The following is a 19,463-nucleotide window of genomic DNA, read 5'->3' on the forward strand; positions in this document are numbered from 1 at the left end:
TCGGCCGGCTTTTTCTTTATTGCCCGTGCGAGCACACCGGCCTTTTTATCGCCCTTTCCCGCCGCTTAATGTCCTGACAGGAAAGTTACCGCCTCTTAACGGTTCGGGATTAACCGTTAATGGCCGAGCATTTTGGCCCCAGTCGGGCTCGGGGATTTTGTAGGGACGGGGGAATTCGTGGCCTTTAGCCGATCAGGCCTAGTTTTAGGCGCGCTGACGCTTGCTGTATCCGTGTTCCTGCACGCCGATAATATGACGGCGGCCGGCCAACCCGAAGAACGCACGATTTCGCTCTATCACATTCACACCCAAGAGCGGTTGACCGTCACGTATAAGCGGAACGGCCAGTACATTCCTGAAGCGCTGAAGCAGATCAACTGGATTATGCGCGATTGGCGCAAGAACGAAGTCAAGGAAATCGCCCCCGCGACCATCGATATCGCGTGGGAAATGCATGAGGAACTCGGGTCCAAAGAGCCCATCAACATCATCTGCGGCTATCGCTCCGCTGCCACCAACGAAATGCTGCGCGAGACCCGCGGCGGTCAGGCGAAGCAGAGCCAGCACATCACCGGCAAGGCGATCGACATCACCTTCCCGGACATTCCGCTAAAGAAAATGCGCTATTCCGCGTTAATCCGCGAGCGCGGCGGCGTCGGCTACTATCCGACGTCCGGCGTCCCGTTCGTGCACGTCGATACCGGAAACGTCCGCATGTGGCCGCGCATGCCGCGCCAGGAACTCGCGCTGCTGTTTCCGAATGGCCGCTCGAAATACGTACCCGACGACGGCCGTCCGATTACCCCGGCCGATGTGACGACCGCCCAAAGCAAGTTCCGCGAACTCGCGACGCAGGTCGCCGAATTCTTCCACGATCGCCGGACGCCCGGAACCTCGCGAACGATGGTCGCCTCATTGGAAGTCAGCCCGCCGAAGAAGAGCCTCAACGTCGTCGCGTCTCTTGGGAATGCCGCCCTACCGGCAGCCCCGTCTGCCGACGGCTCGTTGCGCCGAAACGTCAACCTCACGACCGAGCCCGATCCGGCTCTGACGGCACCGCGCCCTTTTGCACCGGCAGCCGTCGCGTCGCTTGAACCCGATGCAGCTCCAAAGCCGAAACTCGTCTCCGCGCCGAAGCTCGTCGACCGCTCCTCGCGCTTCACCCTTCCCTCGAAAGCGGATCGCGGCAAGCTTGACGCATTGGTGACGGCGGCGGCCACAATGCCCGTACCCGAACTGGTCCAGGGACCGCGTCCCGCCGTTCGCCCGCAGAAAGCCCTGGCGGCCGTTGCGCTGGCTGAGACCAAGCAGCAGTCCGATGCCGCTCCCACAGCACGCGTCGCCAGCCTCGATCCCGCCGTCGGCACCGATATGCACCCGGCAAGCCTCGGCAACGGTTGGGCCCAGTCGCCCCAGTTCGACGAAGATCATCCCGACGAACTCGACTATCGCCCGTTTCCGCTGGCACCACTCCTGAGCGACAAACCGGCCTCACGCGACCAGCCACTCGCCGAAATGCAGGCACCCGACGTCGCGGCGACTCTCGAAGTTCTCGACGATGTCGGCGGTATCGTGCCGATGAAGTTCAGAACCGGACGCCAATTGGCCGAGTCGGTCTCGTCCGACCAGTTCAGTGGCAAGGCCGTCCACGCCGAAGCGCTGATGGAAATAGAGCGGAGCCGGATGCCGGCGGGGATCGAGAACCGGGCCGTGCAAACCAGCGCGCGCTGACCCCTAGAGCAATTCCAGCAAAAGTGTGCAACGGTTTTGCGTCCGGAATTGCGTCAAAACAAAAGGCTAGGCCGTTTTCGCGATTCAAGGAAAAGCGGAAACGCTCTAGACTGACACTGCCGTGGCACCGCGCTTCAACGAGGCCTGCCCCGCTTCATCGACAAGTTTGGCGAGCGCCAGAAAATCGTCGCGGCGCGGGCTCGACCGGCGCCATGCGAGCCCAATGGACCGCGACGGTTCCGGATCGACGAAGCGAATGATCTTGATCTCGCGGCTCCGGCCTTCGACGCCAAGACAAATTTCCGGAAGCAGCGTGATCCCAAATCCAGCTGAGACCATCTCGACAATGGTCGATAGGCTCGACGCTCCGAAAGTATTCACGTCGTCGACCTGTTGCAGGCTGCAGTACGTCAGCGCCTGATCGCGCAGGCAGTGCCCCTCTTCGAGCAGCAAAAGGCGATCGTGCTCGACCATCTCTTTTGTGGCGCGAACCCGCCCCGAAAGCTTTCTCGACTTCGGCAGGGCGAGCAAGAAACGGTCTTCGAAAATGGGCAACGTCTCGATGTCGGGATTCTTGATCGGCAGCGCGAGGAGCAGAACATCGAGCTTTCCCTCGATGAGTTCGTCCGTCAGAGGCTGCGTCTGCGTTTCGCGCACATGCAGCTCGAGGTCCGGATAGTTCGCCTTGAGCAGCGGCAAGAGCGGCGGCAGCAGATAGGGTGCGACCGAGGGAATGACGCCCAAGCGAAGCGTGCCGGAAAGCACGCCGCCCGCGTGCTGCGCATAATCGACGAGATTGCGCACATCGTTGAGCAATCGCTGGGCGCGGCTCGCGATTTCCTCGCCCTTCGGCGTCAGCTTGATGCCGTTCCGCGTGCGCTCGACGAGAGCAATGCCGAGCGACGCCTCGAGATCTTGTATCTGCATCGACAGCGCCGGCTGGGTCACCGCGCAGGCATCGGCCGCACGCCCGAAATGCTGCTCGCGGGCGAGCGCATCGAAATACCGGAGCTGCTTCAGAGTAACGTGGGCCATCAGCTAGACTAATGCATCGGACAAGAAATCACGATTTGTCCTTATCACAGTCGAGCAGTACCGTGAATAATCCGACGCACGGAGACGTAATCACTTTTCCGCGCGCAGATAGACGGCAACCGAAAGGATGCCATCGCCAGCACCGTCCGCTCCCAGCGCCGAATGGGGACGGGCGGTGTTGTCTTACGTTGTAGATGGCGCCGACTTGGCGGCGTGCACACAAAGGATGGTGCTGCGAGCCTACTCGGCGGCGAGCATCTTATCGACGACCGACGTGTCCGGCGGCGTGTCCAGCATGCCGAGCGCGTGCATGTAGACTTCGAGAATGCTCTCTTCTTCCTGCCGCTCCTCGTTCGACTTCTTGCGAAGCCGCACGATCTGGCGCAACGCCTTGACGTCGAAGCCGACAGCCTTCGCCTCCGTGTACTTGTCGCGAATGTCGCTCGCGAGCTGCTTCTTTTCCTCTTCCAAGCGTTCGATTTGCTCGACGAACTGGCGCAGCTGGTTCTGCGCCGAGGCTTGAAGCGTGCTCATGAAGGCTCCTACTGATCTCAAGTGCCGGTCGACGCTACCGGCCCATCATCGCCGCAGCAAGGCGAGGAGCGTGGCAATCCAAAGGGATAAATCGAGCTCAGATCTTGACGTTGTATATGTCGCGGCGCGCGATTTTGAGTCGGTCCGATTTTCCGTCACCCACCCTCTCGTCATCCCGGCGCAGGCCGGGATCTAGTCAGCCGTCAGCGCATTCGGAGCACGCGGTAGCTCCGAAACTAAAGCGTCAACCGTTGAAGCTTGTCTGGGTGCCGACCTTCGTCGGCATGACGGTGGGTGTGGTTCCCTGCTGCGCGCACCAATTGTCATCGCGGCCGGAGCGCAGCGAAGAGCCGGGACCCAGGCGACAACGCTAATGATCTTGCGGCCGGTTCTGCTCGAAGGCCGCTTGCTTTTCGGCGGACGCATCGGTCTGATATTTCGCCTTCCACTCCTTGAACGGCATGCCGTAGACGATCTCCCGGGCATCGTCCTTGGAAAGCGCGAGCCCCTTCGCCTCCGCCGCATCCGACATCCAGGTCGAAAGGCAATTCCGGCAGAACCCGGCCAGATTCATCATATCGATGTTCTGGACGTCCGTCCGCGAGCGCAAATGCTCGACCAGGCGCCGGAAAACGGCGGCCTCGAGCTCGATCGTTGTCTGCGGATCGAATGTCTTCATTTTCGGCTCCTCGTGTCTTCGGGGCGTTTCCACAGGCCCATACGACATAAGCACCCCGCCAGCCATCCGAAAGCCCCGCCGAAACGCCCCAGGCGAAACCCGGCGACGGGCTGCGGCCTCTGATGCCTTGACGGGCGTCAGGCGTTTGCGCAAACCAACACCAACAATCACAAATCAGCCAGGAATGGCCAGGGAGATACGATGACAGACGGGTCGTACGGCGGCGTTCGCGAGACTTTGAGCACGCTGTTCGAAGCCGCGCATCGGACAGCCCATCCATCGGTCTGCCTGCCGCCCCACCTTCCGCCCGTACCCAAGGGCGGCCGGATCATCGTAATCGGCGCCGGTAAGGGCTCCGCCGCGATGGCCGTCGCCGCCGAGGCGCACTACATCGCCATGGGCCAAGAGGGCAAGATTTCGGGGCTCATCTCAACGCGGCATGGCTTCGGCCTGCCGACGGGGATCATCAAGATCCTCGAAGCGGGGCACCCCGTTCCCGATGCCAACTCGATCGTCGGCGCCGAGCGCGCGATCGCGCTCGCCAAGAGTGCAGGTCCCGATGACCTCGTGCTTTGCCTGTTGTCGGGCGGTGCCTCCGCCATCTGGGCCGCCCCCGTCGAAGGCGTCAGCTTCGAAGCCAAGCAGGCCCTGACGAAGCAGCTTCTGAAATCCGGCGCGCCGATCTCCGAGATGAATTGCGTCCGCAAGCACCTCTCGGAAGTCAAAGGCGGCAAGCTCGCAGCCGCCGTCTATCCGGCCCGTCTCCTGACGCTCGCGATTTCCGACGTGCCGGGCGACAACCCGGACGAGATCGGCTCCGGCCCGACGGTCGCCGATCGTTCGACGCTCGCCGACGCCCGTGCCGTCCTCGAGAAATGGAAAATCACGCCGGCCCCTGAAATTGCGAAAGCTCTTGCCGATCATCACAATGAAACGCTGAAGGCTGGCGATCCGAAGCTCGCGAATTCGTCTTACAAGATCGTCGCGGCACCGAGAGCATCGATCGAAGCAGCGGCGGCCATCGCCCGCGATCACGGATATCGCGTCGTCTCGCTCGGCGACGACCTCGAAGGCGAAGCCCGCGACGTCGCACGCGTTCACGCCGAGATGGCGCTCGAAGCCAAGCGCAAGGGCGAGAAAGTCGCCATCATGTCGGGCGGCGAATTGACGGTCACGGTTCGCGGCGACGGCTCGGGCGGCCCGAACCAGGAATACGCCCTCGGTCTCGCGCTGGCCCTTAACGGAACGCCAGGAATTGCTGGCCTCGCCGGCGATACCGATGGCATCGACGGCGGCGGCGGAAATGCGGGCGATCCGGCCGGCGCAATGGTATTCCCCGACACGTTGAAGCGCGCTGAAGCATCCAATCTCAATGCCGCCAAGTTCCTGGAGAACAACGACTCCACCGCATTCTTCCGTTCGCTTGGCGACCTCATTCTTTGTGGCCCCACCCAAACCAACGTCAACGATTTCCGGGTCATTCTCATTGATCCGTAAAGCGCCAGCGACATTGGTGAAGGATTGGGGTGACGACCGGAATGCTCCTCTTCGAGACCGGAGGCTCTGACTTGCAACTCCGCTTCAGCATGCCCGCGCTCGGGCGGAACTTTGCTCTCACGCTGGGCTTTTTCCTTTACGCAACCGCTGCACACGCCGACTTGAAGCTGTGCAACGCCACCTCGAGCCGGGTCGGCGTCGCAATCGGATATCAGGACACGTCCGGCTGGGCGACCGAAGGTTGGTGGAACGTAGCCTCGCAGACCTGCGAAACCCTTCTCAAAGGTGGACTGCCGAGCCGCTTTGTTTACGTCCACGCGGTTGACTATGACCGTGGCGGCGAGTGGGGCGGCAAAAACGATATGTGCACGACTGAAAAATCCTTCGCCATCAGGGGGGTTCAGGATTGCACGAAACGCGGATATAAGCGCACGGGTTTTTTTGAAGTTGATACCGGCGAGGCTAAAGAGTGGACCATCCGCCTCACTGATCCCGGGCAAGGAAAAGCAGACAAATGAGACGTAACAGGCGGGTCAAAATTGTAGCGACGCTCGGTCCCGCGTCCGCTGCACCGGAAGCAATCGAGCGGTTGTTCATTGCAGGCGTCGACGTTTTCCGCATCAACATGAGCCATTCGACGCACGATGGCTCGAAGACGCTTTACAATGCCGTCCGCGCCTGCGCGGCGCGCCACCGCCATTCGATCGGCATTCTCGCCGATCTTCAGGGCCCGAAATTCCGCATCGGCAATTTCGCCACCGGCCGCGTCAACGTGGCGGCGAAATCGATCTTCAAGTTCGATCGCGACGAGACGCTCGGCACCGAAGAACGCGTTCACCTGCCCCACAGCCAGATTTTCGACGCCATCGAACCGGGCCACATCCTGGTCCTCGACGACGGCAAGTTGCGGATGCGCGTCGTCGATAAATCGCCCGTGCAGATCAAAGCCGAAGTGTTGACCGGCGGCATGCTGGCGAGCCGCAAGGGCATCTCCATGCCCGACACGCTTCTGCCCATCAGTCCGCTCACCGAAAAGGATAAGCTCGATCTCGCGCACGCGCTGAAACTCGGCGTCGATTGGGTGGCGCTGTCGTTCGTCCAGCGCGCCGAGGACGTTCACGAGGTCAGAAAGCTGATCGGCACGCGCGCCGCCATCATGTCGAAGATCGAAAAGCCGTCGGCCGTTGCCCAGCTCGAGGACGTCATTGCAGCGTCCGACGGCATCATGGTCGCGCGCGGCGATCTCGGCGTCGAAATGCCGGTCGAGAAAGTTCCCGGTATCCAGAAGCGCATCACGCGTTTGTCGCGCGCAGCGGGCAAGCCCGTCGTCATCGCGACGCAGATGCTCGAAAGCATGATTTCTTCGCCCATGCCAACGCGCGCCGAAGTCTCCGACGTTGCAACCGCCGTGTTCGACGGTGCCGACGCCATCATGCTGTCGGCGGAGAGTGCGGTCGGGCAATACCCCGTCGAAGCCATCCAGATGATGGACAAGATCGCAATCCAGGTTGAGCACGATCCTGTCTACGAGCCGATGCTCTATGCGACGCAGACGGAACCCCAGCCCACCGGCGCCGACGCCATCGCCGCGGCGGCGTCCGCCATCGCCGATACGGTGCGGCTCGGCGCTATCGTCTGCTATACGGCAACCGGCTCGACGGTGCTCCGCGTCACCCGCGAACGTCCGGGCATCCCCGTCATCGGCCTCACCCCGATTGAATCGACGGCCCGCCGCCTCGCCATGGTCTGGGGCGTGCACACGATCCTGACCGGCGACCCGGAAAATCTCTCGCATATGGTCCGCAAAGCCTGCCGCATCGCCTTCGAGGAAGGCATGGTCAAAGCCCGCGAAGGCATCCTCATCACCGCCGGCATTCCGCTCGGCAGCCCCGGCGCGACGAACATGATCCGCATCGCCTTCGTCGACGAATCTGGCGCCCCGATCGCCGAAGAGGTGTGACGTCGCCCCCCGGGCGCCCCAGTCGCAATAGTCGTGGACGTGTTCACGACATTCCATCGTGTTATGTCCCGTACTGGCTCGTAGCGATTGAAGTCGGGGGGACATCCAATGCGATCTAGATTTGTACAATTCCAGCTCCGCGATTTGCTCCTGATCACGGTGCCGGTGCTGGTGGCCATCGCCGCCGCCACCTGGTTTACCTTTCGTTTCGCCCACCCGGCGCCGCCCGAAACCATTGTGCTCTCCGCGTCTGCCGCCGGCAGCCCCTATTATCGCTATGCCGAGCGGTACCGGGCGGTCTTTGAACGCAACGGGGTCAAGCTCGAAATCCGCGAGTCTGGTGGGTCCCTGGCCAACCTCAAAGCTCTATCGGACCCCGCCTCTGGCGTGGACGCGGCCTTCGTTCAAGGCGGCCTGGCCTCGAGCAATGACACGCATGGGTTGCAGTCCCTCGGACGCGTCGCCTATGAGCCGCTTTGGGTTTTCTATAGCGGCAGCACGCCCCTCGGGCGGCTTACCGAGCTGAAAGGCAAGCGCGTACTGGTCGGTCCGGCTGGCAGCGGCACCAGCAGCCTTGCCTTGCGGCTTCTCGCGGCTAACGGCGTTACCGCTGAAACGGCGACGCTGATCAATCACGAACTACCGGATTATGTCGATCTGCTCGGAAAGGGGGAGGCGGACGCGGGGCTTCTCGTGCTCGCGCCCGAGGCGAAGACGATCCAGCGGCTGCTGAGAACTCCCAATGTTCACTTAATGAGTTTTAACAATGCCGATGCTTACGCCCAGCGCTTCCCGTTCCTCTCGCGCCTCGTATTGCGAGAAGGCGTCGTCGACTTCGCGGCCAACATCCCGCCGGGAGACAGCACCCTCATTTCAACGACCGCAGCAGTGGTGGTCCGGGACAGCCTGCACCCGGCACTAGTCAACCTCCTGGCACAGGCCCTGCAGGAAGTGCACGGACAGTCGACGGTCAACACGGCCGGCGAGGCGCAATTGTTTCAGAGCGCTGGCGAATTCCCGACGGCCAACGATCCGGAATTCGCATTTTCCGATGAGGCACGCCGCGTTTACCGCTCGGGAGCGCCTCTTCTGCAGCGCTACGTGCCGTTTTGGGTAGCAACGACGGTTGATCGCCTGACGATTTCTCTTGTGGTCTTGGTGCCAATTCTCATTCCGCTGCTGCGCTTTGCGCCACAGATCTATGATTGGCGCATTCGCCGCCGCATCATCCATTGGTATGGAGAGCTCAAGCGTTTGGAGGCCGCCGCCAAGAGCGCGTCAACGTCCGAGGAACGGACGGCAAAATTGCGGGAACTCGAGACGATCGAAGCAGCTGTCGACAACCTGCCAATTCCACTCGGCTTTGCCGACCGGCTCTATCAATTGCGCCAGCACATTGAACTGGCGCGCCGCCGACTGACGTTCGCCTCCCGGTTCTGACGCTTTAAATTGCAGGAGTTATTGAACGAGCCGGGTGCGGGATCTCAGATCCCCTGCCCCTCGACTTCCTTCTTCAGCTTGTCACGCTCGGTCTCGGCGCCTTCGATGTTCGGGTGCACCTTGAGCAGCTGATTGTAGACTTCGAGCGCGGCTTTCTTCTCGCCCATCAGCACGAGAATCTTCGCCATGCCGTCCAGCGCCCGGAAGTGATTGGGCTCGATCGCCAGCGCCCGCCTGAGATCGCCGAGCGCCGCCGGATAATTGTTCAACCGATATTCGACGTAAGCGCGATGGCTCCATGCCTCGGCATACTCCGGAGCCAGCTCAACGGCGGCATCTAGAAACGGCAGCGCCTTCTCATTCTCATTCCTGGACGAGAAAATCTCGCCGCGATCGATCAGGAGATTGACGGTATCGCCTCCTTCGAGCCGCCACAGCCGTTCGATGGCCGCGCCGATTTCGCCGCCCTGGCGATGGTCGCCCTCGGCCGCGAGGAAGGCGTAAAGATTGTCGAGCGTCTTTGCCGTTTCTTCCGGTGTCTTCGGCCACGGCAAGCCCATCATACCGGGCTCACCCTTTTGGCTTGCAGCCGCATCGGGCGAAGGCGCGACCGGAGGCGATTTCTTTTTTACAGCCGGTGGCAGCTCTTGCCTCGGCCGCGCCGGCGACGGGGTGTCGGGGAAGGGCTGGGTTTTCAAAAGCTCATCGTCGGCTGCGACCCGAGCCGCGCCTGCCGAGAGTGCCAAAAGGATGAGAAGAAGCCGCGCGCAAAAAGTCATGCCCCGACGTTAGTCGAGGCATGCGTCCTGGTCAAAAAGACTCTCGTGAATTCCCCGTAACATCGCGCACGGGCGGCGCGACGGCCTCAACCCTGGCGAGCTTTGAAGCGGCGGTGAGTCTTGTTGATGACGTAGACCCGGCCCTTACGGCGGACGACGCGATTATCGCGGTGCCGTGAGCGCAGGGACTTCAAGGAGTTTCTAACTTTCATAACGACACCGGTTAAATATGGCGGGTACTGGGAGAGACCGAACGGAACCTCCGCCCCCTGCCATGTCAAATAGAGATGGAAGCCGGGCTTGTACCTGCCAAATCCCAGGAAAACAAGGGCGCACCCGCGAAAAGTCGCGTTGAAGCGTCTGGACAACTTGCCGGGAACGCCTGAAGCCCGGAAACACGCCATTTTGACGCGGGGTCGCCCCCATTTACGAACGCCAAGCCGAGCGCGCCCCTACTCCATGATCTAGACGTTCGTTAACGGCCTGGAGGGCCTCATCCCTCATACGCGTGGCGCCCGCTGACACGTCCGCACGCTCCATCAACATCCGCGACAGAAGTCTTGCGAAGTGGTCCCAGGTATTCTGGCGGGAGAACTCGATGGCGGCCGCCGAGAGCCTCGCTCGCTCAACGTCGTCAGCCGCCAGCTCCTCGATTGCATGCGCGAGCTCGAATGGCGCATTCATCGCAACGAGCTTCAAGCAATTGCCGTCATTTTGAACTTCCACGAACGGCGGCGTCGCCGAGGCAATGATCGGCTTCCCGCGCGCCAGCGAGTCTGCGAGCGATGCGGACCCGGCAGGAAATTTATCGAGATAAGGCGCCAGGACAATGTCGACCTCCGAAAAGGCCCGATTCAGATCTTCGACAAAACCCAGGATCTTCACCCGCGAACTCAAATCCGGAGGTTCGTCGCTTGCCGTCACGCGTTGTGCCCGCTTTCCATCCCAGACGCCGGTCCGCAGCATTCGCTGAATGTTATTGAGGGTGAGATCATTTGGGGAAAATGGATGCTTGTCGCCCATAATGACGAGCTTGAAACGCGGAGGCAGATGCAGCATGGCCTCCAGCGCCGTCCGATACCCCTTGTAGTGAGCGATGAATCCGAAAATGCCGAGCGTGATTTCGTCGTCTTTCAATTTTCGAGACGGCGCATGCGCCACTCTCGGGATCGGAAGATGCACCTTGAGCAGCTTGTCTCCGTCAATCCCGTAATCGCGGAAAGACTTCCAACTGGCCTCGCCATGCACGATGACGCGGATCATCGAATTGGAATTGATCGCCCGCAACATTCCGCGGCGTACCACTTCACCCGTCGAAAAATAGCGCGCAAACGTCCTCGACGCCTTCGTCGGCGCCGGAAAATTCGTGTGAAAGATCACCACGCACGGCTTCGCCAATACGCGAATGCGCTCGAGCAAGCGCGTAAAGTTCCGACCGGATTGCTTGATGCCGGGACCGTAGAAGCTATGCTCGTGTTGAATGACCACTGCATCGTACGATTTCAGGCGGCGGACGAATTCATCGAAGCACTCGGACCGCGCGTCGCGCATGTCATCGTCGATGGCGAATATGTCGTACCGGTTACCCGCTTCCAGCATCGCAGCTCTGAGCGACCTATTGGCGTCGCCAACGCCGCACGGCGTATCGGCCGTTGAAAGACTGAGAATGTTCAAAACACGATCCAATCTTCAAATCTGACAAACGCCACAGAACAGAAGCACCAGAATGGAAATCGGAAGAGGCTCTTCTCGTCAGCCGAGACATGCAGGGGGACGCGCTGATGACACCTCCCCGCAGGAGCCGTTCAGCGCGTCCCCGCCACATCGTCCAACGCGGTTCGAATTGCTACGCAGCGAGCGCTCGGCCGGTCAGACGTTCGAGAATGCGCAACGGCGACCTTTCCGTCTGACGTTGCGCGGCAACGGGAAGCTCGAACGTTTGCTCCAAGACGAATTGGCCGCTGATCGCCGCGTGCAGGACCTGGTCCGTAAAGACCACCCAGGTGCTCCCGGCTGCGAAGGCAACCTCTTGCCGCGGCGCTTCGCGCTGATAGCTCACGTCGCCCTTCGTCCGATCATGCAAGTGCAGCATGATATGATCGTATGGCGTCCTCACCCCCTTGGTGATGCCAAGGATGGATTCGATCTGCGCCAGCCCCGGCAGCGGGCGCGACACGGTCGGTAAAAAGCGGCTGGCGTAGCCCTCGAACGGCTCTCCGATCTGCCACACCCGTGGTTTGTCAGCAGGGTTGATGTTAGTGAAGACACGCAGAATGCGCGCACCTCGGTTCGGCCGGGACGGAAAGGCATCGACGTGAAGCCGAGTGTCATCCTTGCGATAGGACGAGGCTTTCCGTCCCTCGACTTCGTGTGGCCTGAAGCTGGTGCGCGCCAACTTGAGCGTTGGAGAGTAGGACGGCAGCAGGCCTTGCAGGAGTTGGCGCGCGTCCGACGCATAGCGGCGCATCATGCGAGCCAGCCTCTCACCATTGGCGCCCTCGATCTTCGTACCGCGCAACCGGCCTTCGGTAGGATCGAAGCTGATGTTTTTTGCCTCCTGATCGGACCACGTTGAAGAGAGGAAAACCTTCTCTTCGGCCTCGAGCGGGAACCCCAGGGTCTTGAAATAGAGCACGTGCCCGCTTTCGAGGCCGTCCACGGCCCGCTCGCGGTCTTCGGATGTGAATGAGCTATTCCACGCTGTCGCGTCAAAGGTGTCGAGTGAGGAAAAGACTTTGCGCGAGGATTCAAATGAAGACATGAGTACCCCCAATATCGAGGACGTGCTTTTTGAAAAAATTCGAACTTCATCGTGAGAGGCGAAAATTGCGCCCCGAAAATTCACGCTCTCAGTGCGTTCAGAAAATGCGTAGTCGTCGCGTATTTAAAATCGGCGTTTCATCAAAACTCGGAGCACCGGCAAATCGCCAGGATTCCCGCCCCTACAAAAACACGTTGGTGATGGATGCACACAACTGGCTATTTGGCTATTCGCGGGCCCTGCGCCCGCTTATCCACAGCAATCCCGCTGTTATGCTCCGAGCAACACCAAGGAAGTTTTCCTCCTGGCGTGCCCCTCGCGACACGCATTCCCAGAAAACTCGCCCCAAAATGTCCGTTATAATGGCTGAATAGCCTATTCCGACGGTAGTCTTCACATAGGCAATCTGGCTTAGTTGCATTCTGTTATAATCATCATTTTGCAAAGACCACGATGGCGAGACCGCTCCTAGTTCATATCCACGTTCCGAAGTGCGCCGGCACGACCGTTGAAAAACACTTGATCAATCAACTGGGGCGCGAACGGGTTTGGATTGCTCCCAAACGAACCCGAAAATTTCCGTTGGACCTTTTCACTCACAAATACCGCCGGAAGCGGCTCGACCGGCATGACGAGATCAAAGCTATCTCCGGCCATTTCATCGGCAAATCGGTAGAGGACTTGTTTCCGGGCCGTCGCATCGTCCGCTCGATAATCCTCCGCGAACCCGAAAGCATGATGCTTTCCTATTATAATTACCGGATGATGCGGTACCTGATCCAAGGTCAGCACACCTATTCCTTTTCATTGTTTTTGCGCGCCACGCGCGTCAATCCAGTCGCTCATTTCCTGCTTGAGCGATGGCTGGAAATGCCATGGTTTCAATTGGTCCGATTATCCGACGAACGAAAGGCTGAGATTCTCGACGAAGTTCTCGCCTCCATCGATTATGTCGCCGACATCCGCGAGGCGGATTCGCTCATAAAAAGCATATCGGCCGAAATCGGCATTTCACCGGAAGCGCCGCGGCGGAATTCCGCCGACGAGCACCAGGCAATGACGGGTTGGAAAATCGTCCGACCGGGCGATCTCTCTGCAACGGATCGCGCATTACTGAAATCTCGCACCGCACTGGACCAATACCTATGGAGCCGATGGGTGCGGAAAGAAATGAAACCTTTCGATCGCCGCGCCCAGAGCAGCTTTGCGCTAAGCGAGTTCGTGCGGCCAAAGTACCAGATCGAGCGACGGATCGCGCGCCGGTTCGGAGTTAACGCCTGAGGGCACGAGGTGAATTCAATTCGTAATGGACAGCCCAGCAAAATGAACGTCGGCGGGGGAATGTTATCGAATGACTGAGGGACCCGCGCCTGCGCTCTTAAAGCAGATCGAGAGCATCGCGCTCGCCGCGGGCCGGCTCATCTTGGAGATTCAGCGAGGCGGCGCGGCCGTTCAGAACAAGGGTGACGGCAGTCCGGTCACCGACGCCGATCTCTTGGCAGAAGAACTGATCACGCGAGAACTGCAGCGGATCGATCCATCGCTTCCGATCGTCGGCGAGGAAGCGGCCTCCGCCGGCGATTTCAGCGGCGCCTCCGCGAGAACATTTTTCCTTGTCGATCCGCTCGACGGCACGAAGGAGTTCGTCCGGGGCAGTGCGGATTTCACCGTGAATATTTGCCTCGTAGAAAATGGTCGCCCGCAACTGGGCGTCGTCGTCGCGCCAGCACGCAGAGAACTCTTCAGCGGCGATGGCAGCATTTCCTACAAATGCACTCTCTCTAATGATTTGAGCATCCGCGGGCGGTCTCGCATCGCCACGGCCACACCGGCGAGCGCCCTATCCGCCGTGGCGAGCGCATCGCACGAGAACGCCGCAACCAAGGACTTCCTGGACAAGCTTCCGATCGGCAAAAAATTGTCGGTTGGATCGTCGCTGAAGTTCTGCCTCGTGGCGACGGGAGAAGCAGATATCTATCCCCGCTTCGGAACGACCATGCAATGGGATACGGCAGCGGGCGACGCAGTTTTGCGCGGCGCCGGAGGTTGCACGTTGACCTGCGATGGCCGGGAGCTTGCATACGGAGCAAAGCGCCCGGAGAAGAAAGCTCTGCAAAATCCGTACTTCGTTTCGTTCGGCGGCAGCGTCGAAGCGTTGCGCAAACTGCTGCGCGTTTCGGCGCTGGAAGTCAGCGTGTAACCAAGGTTCGGAACCGTTGGGATACGACGAGACACGAGTGCAAGTTTCGGTTTGCCATTGGCTTTGGCGCGAGCGCGCCGGGAGGAAGGCATGAAGCCGTTACCGGAAGTCCATTCATTCGGAATGCCGAAGTTCACGGCTCGCTCACCTCTCGAACTGCGGTGGAAAGATTCGGCCATTACGAAAATTGAGCGGTCAGAGTTGAAAGCGCAGAACGCCCGCTGCATTTGGTTCACCGGCCTCTCCGGGGCCGGAAAGACCACCCTCGCCAATCTCCTTGACGAAACTCTCTATAAATCGGGACGCCACACCTTCGTCCTTGACGGCGATCGCTGCCGGGACGGCATTTGCAATGACCTTGATTTTTCTCACGCCGGTCGCATGGAGAATGTGCGACGAGTTTCCGAAGTCGCAAAACTGATGGTCGACGCGGGCCTGATCGTCATCGTCTCACTGATCTCGCCGCTCATCGCGCAGAGACAACAAGCTCGTAAGCTGTTCGAGCCCGGCGAGTTCATTGAGGTATATCTCAACACTCCGCTGGCGACCTGCGAGAAGCGAGACGCGAAGGGCCTCTACAGGAAGGCACGACAAGGCCTCATTCCGAACTTCACCGGAATATCGTCGGCCTACGAGCCGCCCGAGTGCGCCGAGATCGTGCTCGATGGGCAGGCGCCGCTGAGCGATCTCCTGGATGAGATGCTGCAGGCTCTGCGGCAACCTCTGACAACCTGCGATCGGGCTGACGAGCGCTTCGGGCAAGCGTGACGAATCTTTGCTTGAGTGAGACGGTCGGCCTGAGTAGCTGGCGGGCCCTCGCTTAGAAAAAATGCATGTAAAGTTGAAATTACGAAGCTCAAATGCGGGAACCTCGCCAGAATCGGATCCAAAAGCCCCTGGTTAGTTTTTCTTAAACGAAACCGCGATGATCCTTCGTTGGCTGGCACTAAATTTCTCACCAGAAGCCGCCTAGACTATCGTCAGATTTGCGCGCATATGCCTATACCATATGCACGCTGATCAACATGATCCCGATCAGCGCCAAACCGCAACGGCGCTTATGTAACGAGGGGGATTCCGTATCGGGGGGACAACCGATAAGGGAGTTGCCCCATGTCTCTAGATTTGGTCTCCAACATTACTCAGATACTCAGCTCGAGTCTGGTATCACGAATTGCTTCGAGCCTTGGCCTCGATAAGGCACTCACAGAAAAAGCGCTACAGGCAGGTGTCCCCGGTCTATTAGCAGCATTCACGTCACTCGTATCCAGACCCAATGGCGCTCAGGCGCTCAATGGCGCAATCGCGCGACAACAGCCGACATTGCTCTCGAGCTTGGGCAGCATGCTTGGCGGCTCTGCGCAGTCGAACATCATTGAAACAGGCACCAACACGCTGACATCTCTCCTCGGCAGCGGGACCACATCCGCACTCACCAACGCGGTTGGTCAGTACGCGGGGATTGGAAACGCCGGCTCGAAAAGCCTTATGGGCCTGCTCGGGCCTGTCGTGATGGGCGTGTTGGGACAGCAGCAGCGCGCGAGTGGGCTCGATGCAACGGGCCTGGCAAGCCTTCTCAATTCACAAAAAGATAATATCGCGAGCGCGCTTCCCGCTGGCTTCTCAAATTATCTCAGCGACACGGGTATTCTAGATGGCCTCGGTAGTTCAACCGGAGTGCGCAGCGCAACGACGGGCTATTCCGGGTCGTCAAGGCCAAGTTACAGCACAACGCCGCCACCGACACCTTCAGATTGGTCGAGAAATCCAAATATGCGATCATGGGGCTGGGTAATTCCGGCACTCGCGGCGTTACTAATCGGTGGCCTCGCCTGGAACTGGTTCACGCGCCCACGCCCGACAGAAACTGCCGCCAATCCTCCTCCGGCGAAGATTGAAACACCGGCCACGGCGCCGGCGAGCACTGGAACCAGCACTGGCGCCTCGGGTCTCGGCCCGTTGCCCGCGTCCTTCGAGGCGCTCGAAAATCTGCATGGCATAAAGGTCGGTGACGTCGACGTTGGCGCACAACTCGCCAACGCCGAGACCAGCATGCGCTCGGCGGTTGCCAGCGTTCAGGACGTGAACTCAGCGCAAGCCGCCATGGCGCCGCTGACAAATTCCGCAAACGATTTTGTCCGGCTGAGCAAGCTCCTCGATCAACTTCCCGCTCAGTCCCGCAAAACGGTCGTGAATACAATCATTGCCACGAGACCGGCCCTTGATCAGCTCTTCGACAAGGCGCTCGCAATTCCTGGGGTGAGCCCAATCATAAAGCCGACAATCGATAAAGTTCACTCTCAGTTCGATGCGCTAACGACAGCCTGAGACGCTACAGTGCTGAAAGGCCCATGCGCTTATGTGGGAACGCACGGGCCTTTCTTATTTCTATTCGCGGAAGCCGAAGTTTTGGGACCGTGATCCTAGAATCTGACTTTCACACCGCCATAAGCGGCAAGCGGCGTAGCTGGCACGACGGTTCGTGGGTCAGTGAAATCGATCGTACCGAGCGAAGCTGCTGAGCCGTCATCGAGCTGAAAATAGTTGCCGAAAGTCGCGTAGTGGTGGTCGAAGAGGTTATTGACGATCGCATAGACTTGAATGTTCTGGGTTACGTCGTAGGAGGTATGCAGATCCACGACGGCGTAGCCCGGGAGCGGCGTGTTTAAGTTGGCTTCGTCGCCGAAAAAGATTTGGTCGGAAGCCGCTGTGACGTCGCCGCCGAATTTCCATTGGTGTGTGAGCCAATAATCGAAGCCAGCCTTAAATTTGTGCTGGGGAATTCCAGGCATGCGATCGCCCGGATGGACGGTCGTAATGAAATCGTTGCCATTAGAGGGGTTCTGCGGGTTGTTGGGCGAGTTGACGTCGAACGTGCTCTCAAATCGCGCATCGGTGAAATTATAATTGGCGAAGAGATAGAGGCGGCCGTTGCGATAATCGATGCTGGCGTCAAGGCCCTCGCGAAGCGTACTGCCTGCATTCTGGAAGTAGCTTCTCCCGTTGATAGAGGACGCAACATTGATAATGTCGTCGCTGTTCACGGCGTGGAAGTAGCCGAGGCTCCAACTAATCCGCTGGTTGTCGAGAGACTTGATCTCACCGCGAAGCCCCACCTCGGCCGTACGCGACACGACCTGCTTGAGTGGCGGGTCTGCTGTCAGGAAGCTCGAAACAAGGCACGGATTGTTGGGATCGGCGCAAGCAAGCTCGGCAGCGACCGGTGCACGGTTGGCTTCGGAATACCCACTGTAGAGCGTGAGGCCTGGGGCGAGTTGATAGGTACCTCCTGCCATCGGGTTGAAGCGCTGGAATTTATTGTCGCCATTCAGCAGCGGTGCGGCACCTGTATTGTCCTGAAGTCGAATGTCGGCGTAATTGAAACGACCGCCCGCGGTCAGCGACAGCCGATCAGTGACATCAAAGGTGTCTGAGAAAAAGACACCATAGTAGGTATTGGTCGAGGTGATGTTGACGGGCCGAATGTCTGAGTTTTGAACAATTTGGCCGTCGCCGGTGATGACGAATTCGGGACCGATGCTGCCAATTTCTGCATTGGTTTGATAGCCGACGCGGCCGTGATCGATGCTGCCGCCCAAAAGGAATTGATTCCCGTGGCCGAAGATTTTGCTCTTCTCAACACCCTGTAGCGAGGTGCCGAAACTTTCGGCCTGCTGCGATGTGCGGTCAATTTCGCCAACGAAATTGTCTCCGCCCGCCGGCGTCAGAACCGGATTGCCGTGCTGATCAATAAGCGGGTCGGTCGTCGTACCATCAAGATTGTCGAAGCAGAGAACGCTTGGGTCGCTTGCACAGGGCGCCGAATTCGAGCCGTTGCCGTCGACGTGATGTTGATTGAACCTGCGGTAGTAGCCAACACCCGAGACCTTCAGCGTATCGGTGACATTCACAGACCCATTGAGCGACCCCATGGCCATGTCGTTCTGAGTCGTCTGAGGGCTGGTGAAGACATCGCTATAACTCTGATCCAGCAGTTCGACCGGGGAGGCCGCAACGGCTCCGACAAAGTTATCGGCGCCTGTAAAGTTCGCATGGAACTCGGCATCGTGGTTCTTGAAGCCGATGTCGGCGAACATGCGACGGATATTCGACGGAGAGAACTCACGCCATCCGTCATCATGAATGTCCTCAACGGCAACGTAGGCGGCATAGTTACCGAACTGTTGGCCAGCCTGTACGGAGCCCTGCACGCGCCCGAACGAGCCCATACGGAAATCGGTTTCGACACCTTGGAAATTAAAGCCATCCTTCATCGATATGCTGATGGCGCCACCTAAGGCGTTGAGCCCGAACGCGGGGTTGTTGGTCATAACCGCGATATCGGAGATCGCGACGGACGGCAGGAAATCCCAGTTGACGACGTCACCGAACGCTTCGTTGATCCGGACGCCGTTCTCGTAGACCGCCAGACCTTGGGGAACGCCATCAAGAGGCGATGCTTCAAAGCCGTGGAATTGCACGTTCGTTTGAAAATCGTTGCCCTGCAGATTGTTGACGATCACACCGGGAATGCGAGACTGAAGAGCATCTTGCACCGCCATGGTGCCACTGCGCGTGACGTCCGAAGACGAAACTGTGCCAACCGAACCGGGAACCTTCGCGATCGGAATTTCACTGCCGCCAACGGGTGACATCTTCACCTGGCTGGGCTCGAGGACAGAGGAGCCCTCTTCCACCGGCGGCGTTGTTGGCGCCTGCACCTGTGCGACAGGCGCTTTCTTCGGTTTGGCGGCCTGCCTGACCGGCTTGGGTTTCGGCTGTTCCTGAATCACCTGCACCTCGGGCAACGGCGCGCCGCTCGACGGTGCTTGTGCGGAGGGGGGCTG

At 59.6% G+C, this 19,463-nt stretch carries 17 protein-coding genes; 9 read left to right on the plus strand and 8 right to left on the minus strand.

All coding sequences use genetic code 11. The features are described 5' to 3' along the window. Positions 1–177 precede the first annotated feature (177 nt). Positions 178–1,731, plus strand: coding sequence for a DUF882 domain-containing protein (locus AB4Z24_RS05595; protein WP_441706404.1), 1,554 nt, complete (start codon positions 178–180; stop codon positions 1,729–1,731). 105 nt (positions 1,732–1,836) lie between these two features. On the opposite strand, the gene AB4Z24_RS05600 is transcribed toward AB4Z24_RS05595, so the two are convergent. The 3 genes from AB4Z24_RS05600 to AB4Z24_RS05610 form a co-directional block, all read right to left on the minus strand. Beyond that, the gene (locus AB4Z24_RS05600) at positions 1,837–2,766 is read right to left on the minus strand and encodes a LysR substrate-binding domain-containing protein (RefSeq protein WP_441706405.1); all 930 of its coding nucleotides are present in this window, start codon (positions 2,764–2,766) and stop codon (positions 1,837–1,839) included. Between the two features lie 240 nt (positions 2,767–3,006). Further along, on the minus strand, positions 3,007–3,300 hold the full coding sequence (locus AB4Z24_RS05605) for a DUF2312 domain-containing protein (RefSeq protein WP_441706407.1): 294 nt from the start codon (positions 3,298–3,300) through the stop codon (positions 3,007–3,009). Positions 3,301–3,670: 370 nt separating this feature from the next. Continuing rightward, positions 3,671–3,979: a DUF1244 domain-containing protein gene (locus tag AB4Z24_RS05610; RefSeq protein WP_441706409.1), complete on the minus strand. Its 309-nt coding sequence runs from the start codon at positions 3,977–3,979 to the stop codon at positions 3,671–3,673. A 201-nt stretch (positions 3,980–4,180) separates the two neighbouring features. Here AB4Z24_RS05610 and AB4Z24_RS05615 point away from each other — a divergent pair, with 201 nt between their 5' ends. The 4 genes from AB4Z24_RS05615 (at position 4,181) to AB4Z24_RS05630 (ending at position 8,876) form a co-directional block, all read left to right on the plus strand. Next, positions 4,181–5,476 carry a glycerate kinase type-2 family protein gene (locus AB4Z24_RS05615; protein ID WP_441706411.1) on the plus strand — a complete coding sequence of 432 codons (1,296 nt, stop codon included), beginning with the start codon at positions 4,181–4,183 and terminating at the stop codon, positions 5,474–5,476. Between the two features lie 89 nt (positions 5,477–5,565). Next, entirely contained in the window at positions 5,566–5,994 is a 429-nt protein-coding gene (locus tag AB4Z24_RS05620) for a DUF1036 domain-containing protein (protein ID WP_441706822.1), read from the plus strand. Further along, on the plus strand, positions 5,991–7,436 hold the full coding sequence (gene pyk, locus AB4Z24_RS05625) for a pyruvate kinase (protein WP_441706412.1): 1,446 nt from the start codon (positions 5,991–5,993) through the stop codon (positions 7,434–7,436). Before AB4Z24_RS05620 ends, pyk begins: the two co-directional genes overlap by 4 nt. A 108-nt stretch (positions 7,437–7,544) precedes the next feature. Beyond that, positions 7,545–8,876, plus strand: coding sequence for a TAXI family TRAP transporter solute-binding subunit (locus tag AB4Z24_RS05630; protein WP_441706414.1), 1,332 nt, complete (start codon positions 7,545–7,547; stop codon positions 8,874–8,876). Positions 8,877–8,920: 44 nt separating this feature from the next. Here AB4Z24_RS05630 and AB4Z24_RS05635 read toward each other — a convergent pair whose 3' ends face one another. The 4 genes from AB4Z24_RS05635 to AB4Z24_RS05650 all read right to left on the minus strand — a co-directional run bounded on the left by AB4Z24_RS05635 (position 8,921) and on the right by AB4Z24_RS05650 (position 12,416). Next, entirely contained in the window at positions 8,921–9,655 is a 735-nt protein-coding gene (locus AB4Z24_RS05635) for a tetratricopeptide repeat protein (protein ID WP_441706416.1), read from the minus strand. Between the two features lie 86 nt (positions 9,656–9,741). Beyond that, positions 9,742–9,867 (minus strand): type B 50S ribosomal protein L36, encoded by a 126-nt coding sequence (gene ykgO / locus AB4Z24_RS05640; protein WP_013216601.1) that lies wholly within the window; start codon positions 9,865–9,867, stop codon positions 9,742–9,744. A 214-nt stretch (positions 9,868–10,081) separates the two neighbouring features. Then, positions 10,082–11,329, minus strand: a complete 1,248-nt coding sequence (locus AB4Z24_RS05645) for a glycosyltransferase (protein ID WP_441706418.1) — start codon at positions 11,327–11,329, stop codon at positions 10,082–10,084. 172 nt (positions 11,330–11,501) lie between these two features. Then, positions 11,502–12,416: a Kdo hydroxylase family protein gene (locus AB4Z24_RS05650; protein ID WP_441706420.1), complete on the minus strand. Its 915-nt coding sequence runs from the start codon at positions 12,414–12,416 to the stop codon at positions 11,502–11,504. Between the two features lie 582 nt (positions 12,417–12,998). Between AB4Z24_RS05650 and AB4Z24_RS05655 the strand changes: the two genes are divergently transcribed. The 4 genes from AB4Z24_RS05655 to AB4Z24_RS05670 all read left to right on the plus strand — a co-directional run bounded on the left by AB4Z24_RS05655 (position 12,999) and on the right by AB4Z24_RS05670 (position 16,944). Then, on the plus strand, positions 12,999–13,697 hold the full coding sequence (locus AB4Z24_RS05655) for a hypothetical protein (protein WP_441706422.1): 699 nt from the start codon (positions 12,999–13,001) through the stop codon (positions 13,695–13,697). A 70-nt stretch (positions 13,698–13,767) separates the two neighbouring features. Next, the gene (gene cysQ, locus AB4Z24_RS05660) at positions 13,768–14,616 is read left to right on the plus strand and encodes a 3'(2'),5'-bisphosphate nucleotidase CysQ (protein ID WP_441706424.1); all 849 of its coding nucleotides are present in this window, start codon (positions 13,768–13,770) and stop codon (positions 14,614–14,616) included. A 90-nt stretch (positions 14,617–14,706) separates the two neighbouring features. Beyond that, positions 14,707–15,384, plus strand: a complete 678-nt coding sequence (gene cysC, locus AB4Z24_RS05665; RefSeq protein ID WP_441706425.1) for an adenylyl-sulfate kinase — start codon at positions 14,707–14,709, stop codon at positions 15,382–15,384. 345 nt (positions 15,385–15,729) lie between these two features. Next, positions 15,730–16,944, plus strand: coding sequence for a DUF937 domain-containing protein (locus tag AB4Z24_RS05670; RefSeq protein ID WP_441706427.1), 1,215 nt, complete (start codon positions 15,730–15,732; stop codon positions 16,942–16,944). A 95-nt stretch (positions 16,945–17,039) separates the two neighbouring features. Here the strand turns inward: AB4Z24_RS05670 and AB4Z24_RS05675 are convergent, their stop codons facing one another. Continuing rightward, positions 17,040–19,409, minus strand: coding sequence for a TonB-dependent receptor (locus AB4Z24_RS05675; RefSeq protein WP_441706429.1), 2,370 nt, complete (start codon positions 19,407–19,409; stop codon positions 17,040–17,042). Positions 19,410–19,463: the final 54 nt, after the last annotated feature.

It is taken from the genome of Hyphomicrobium sp. 2TAF46, assembly GCF_052114865.1.
Classification (GTDB): Bacteria; Pseudomonadota; Alphaproteobacteria; order Rhizobiales; family Hyphomicrobiaceae; genus Hyphomicrobium_B.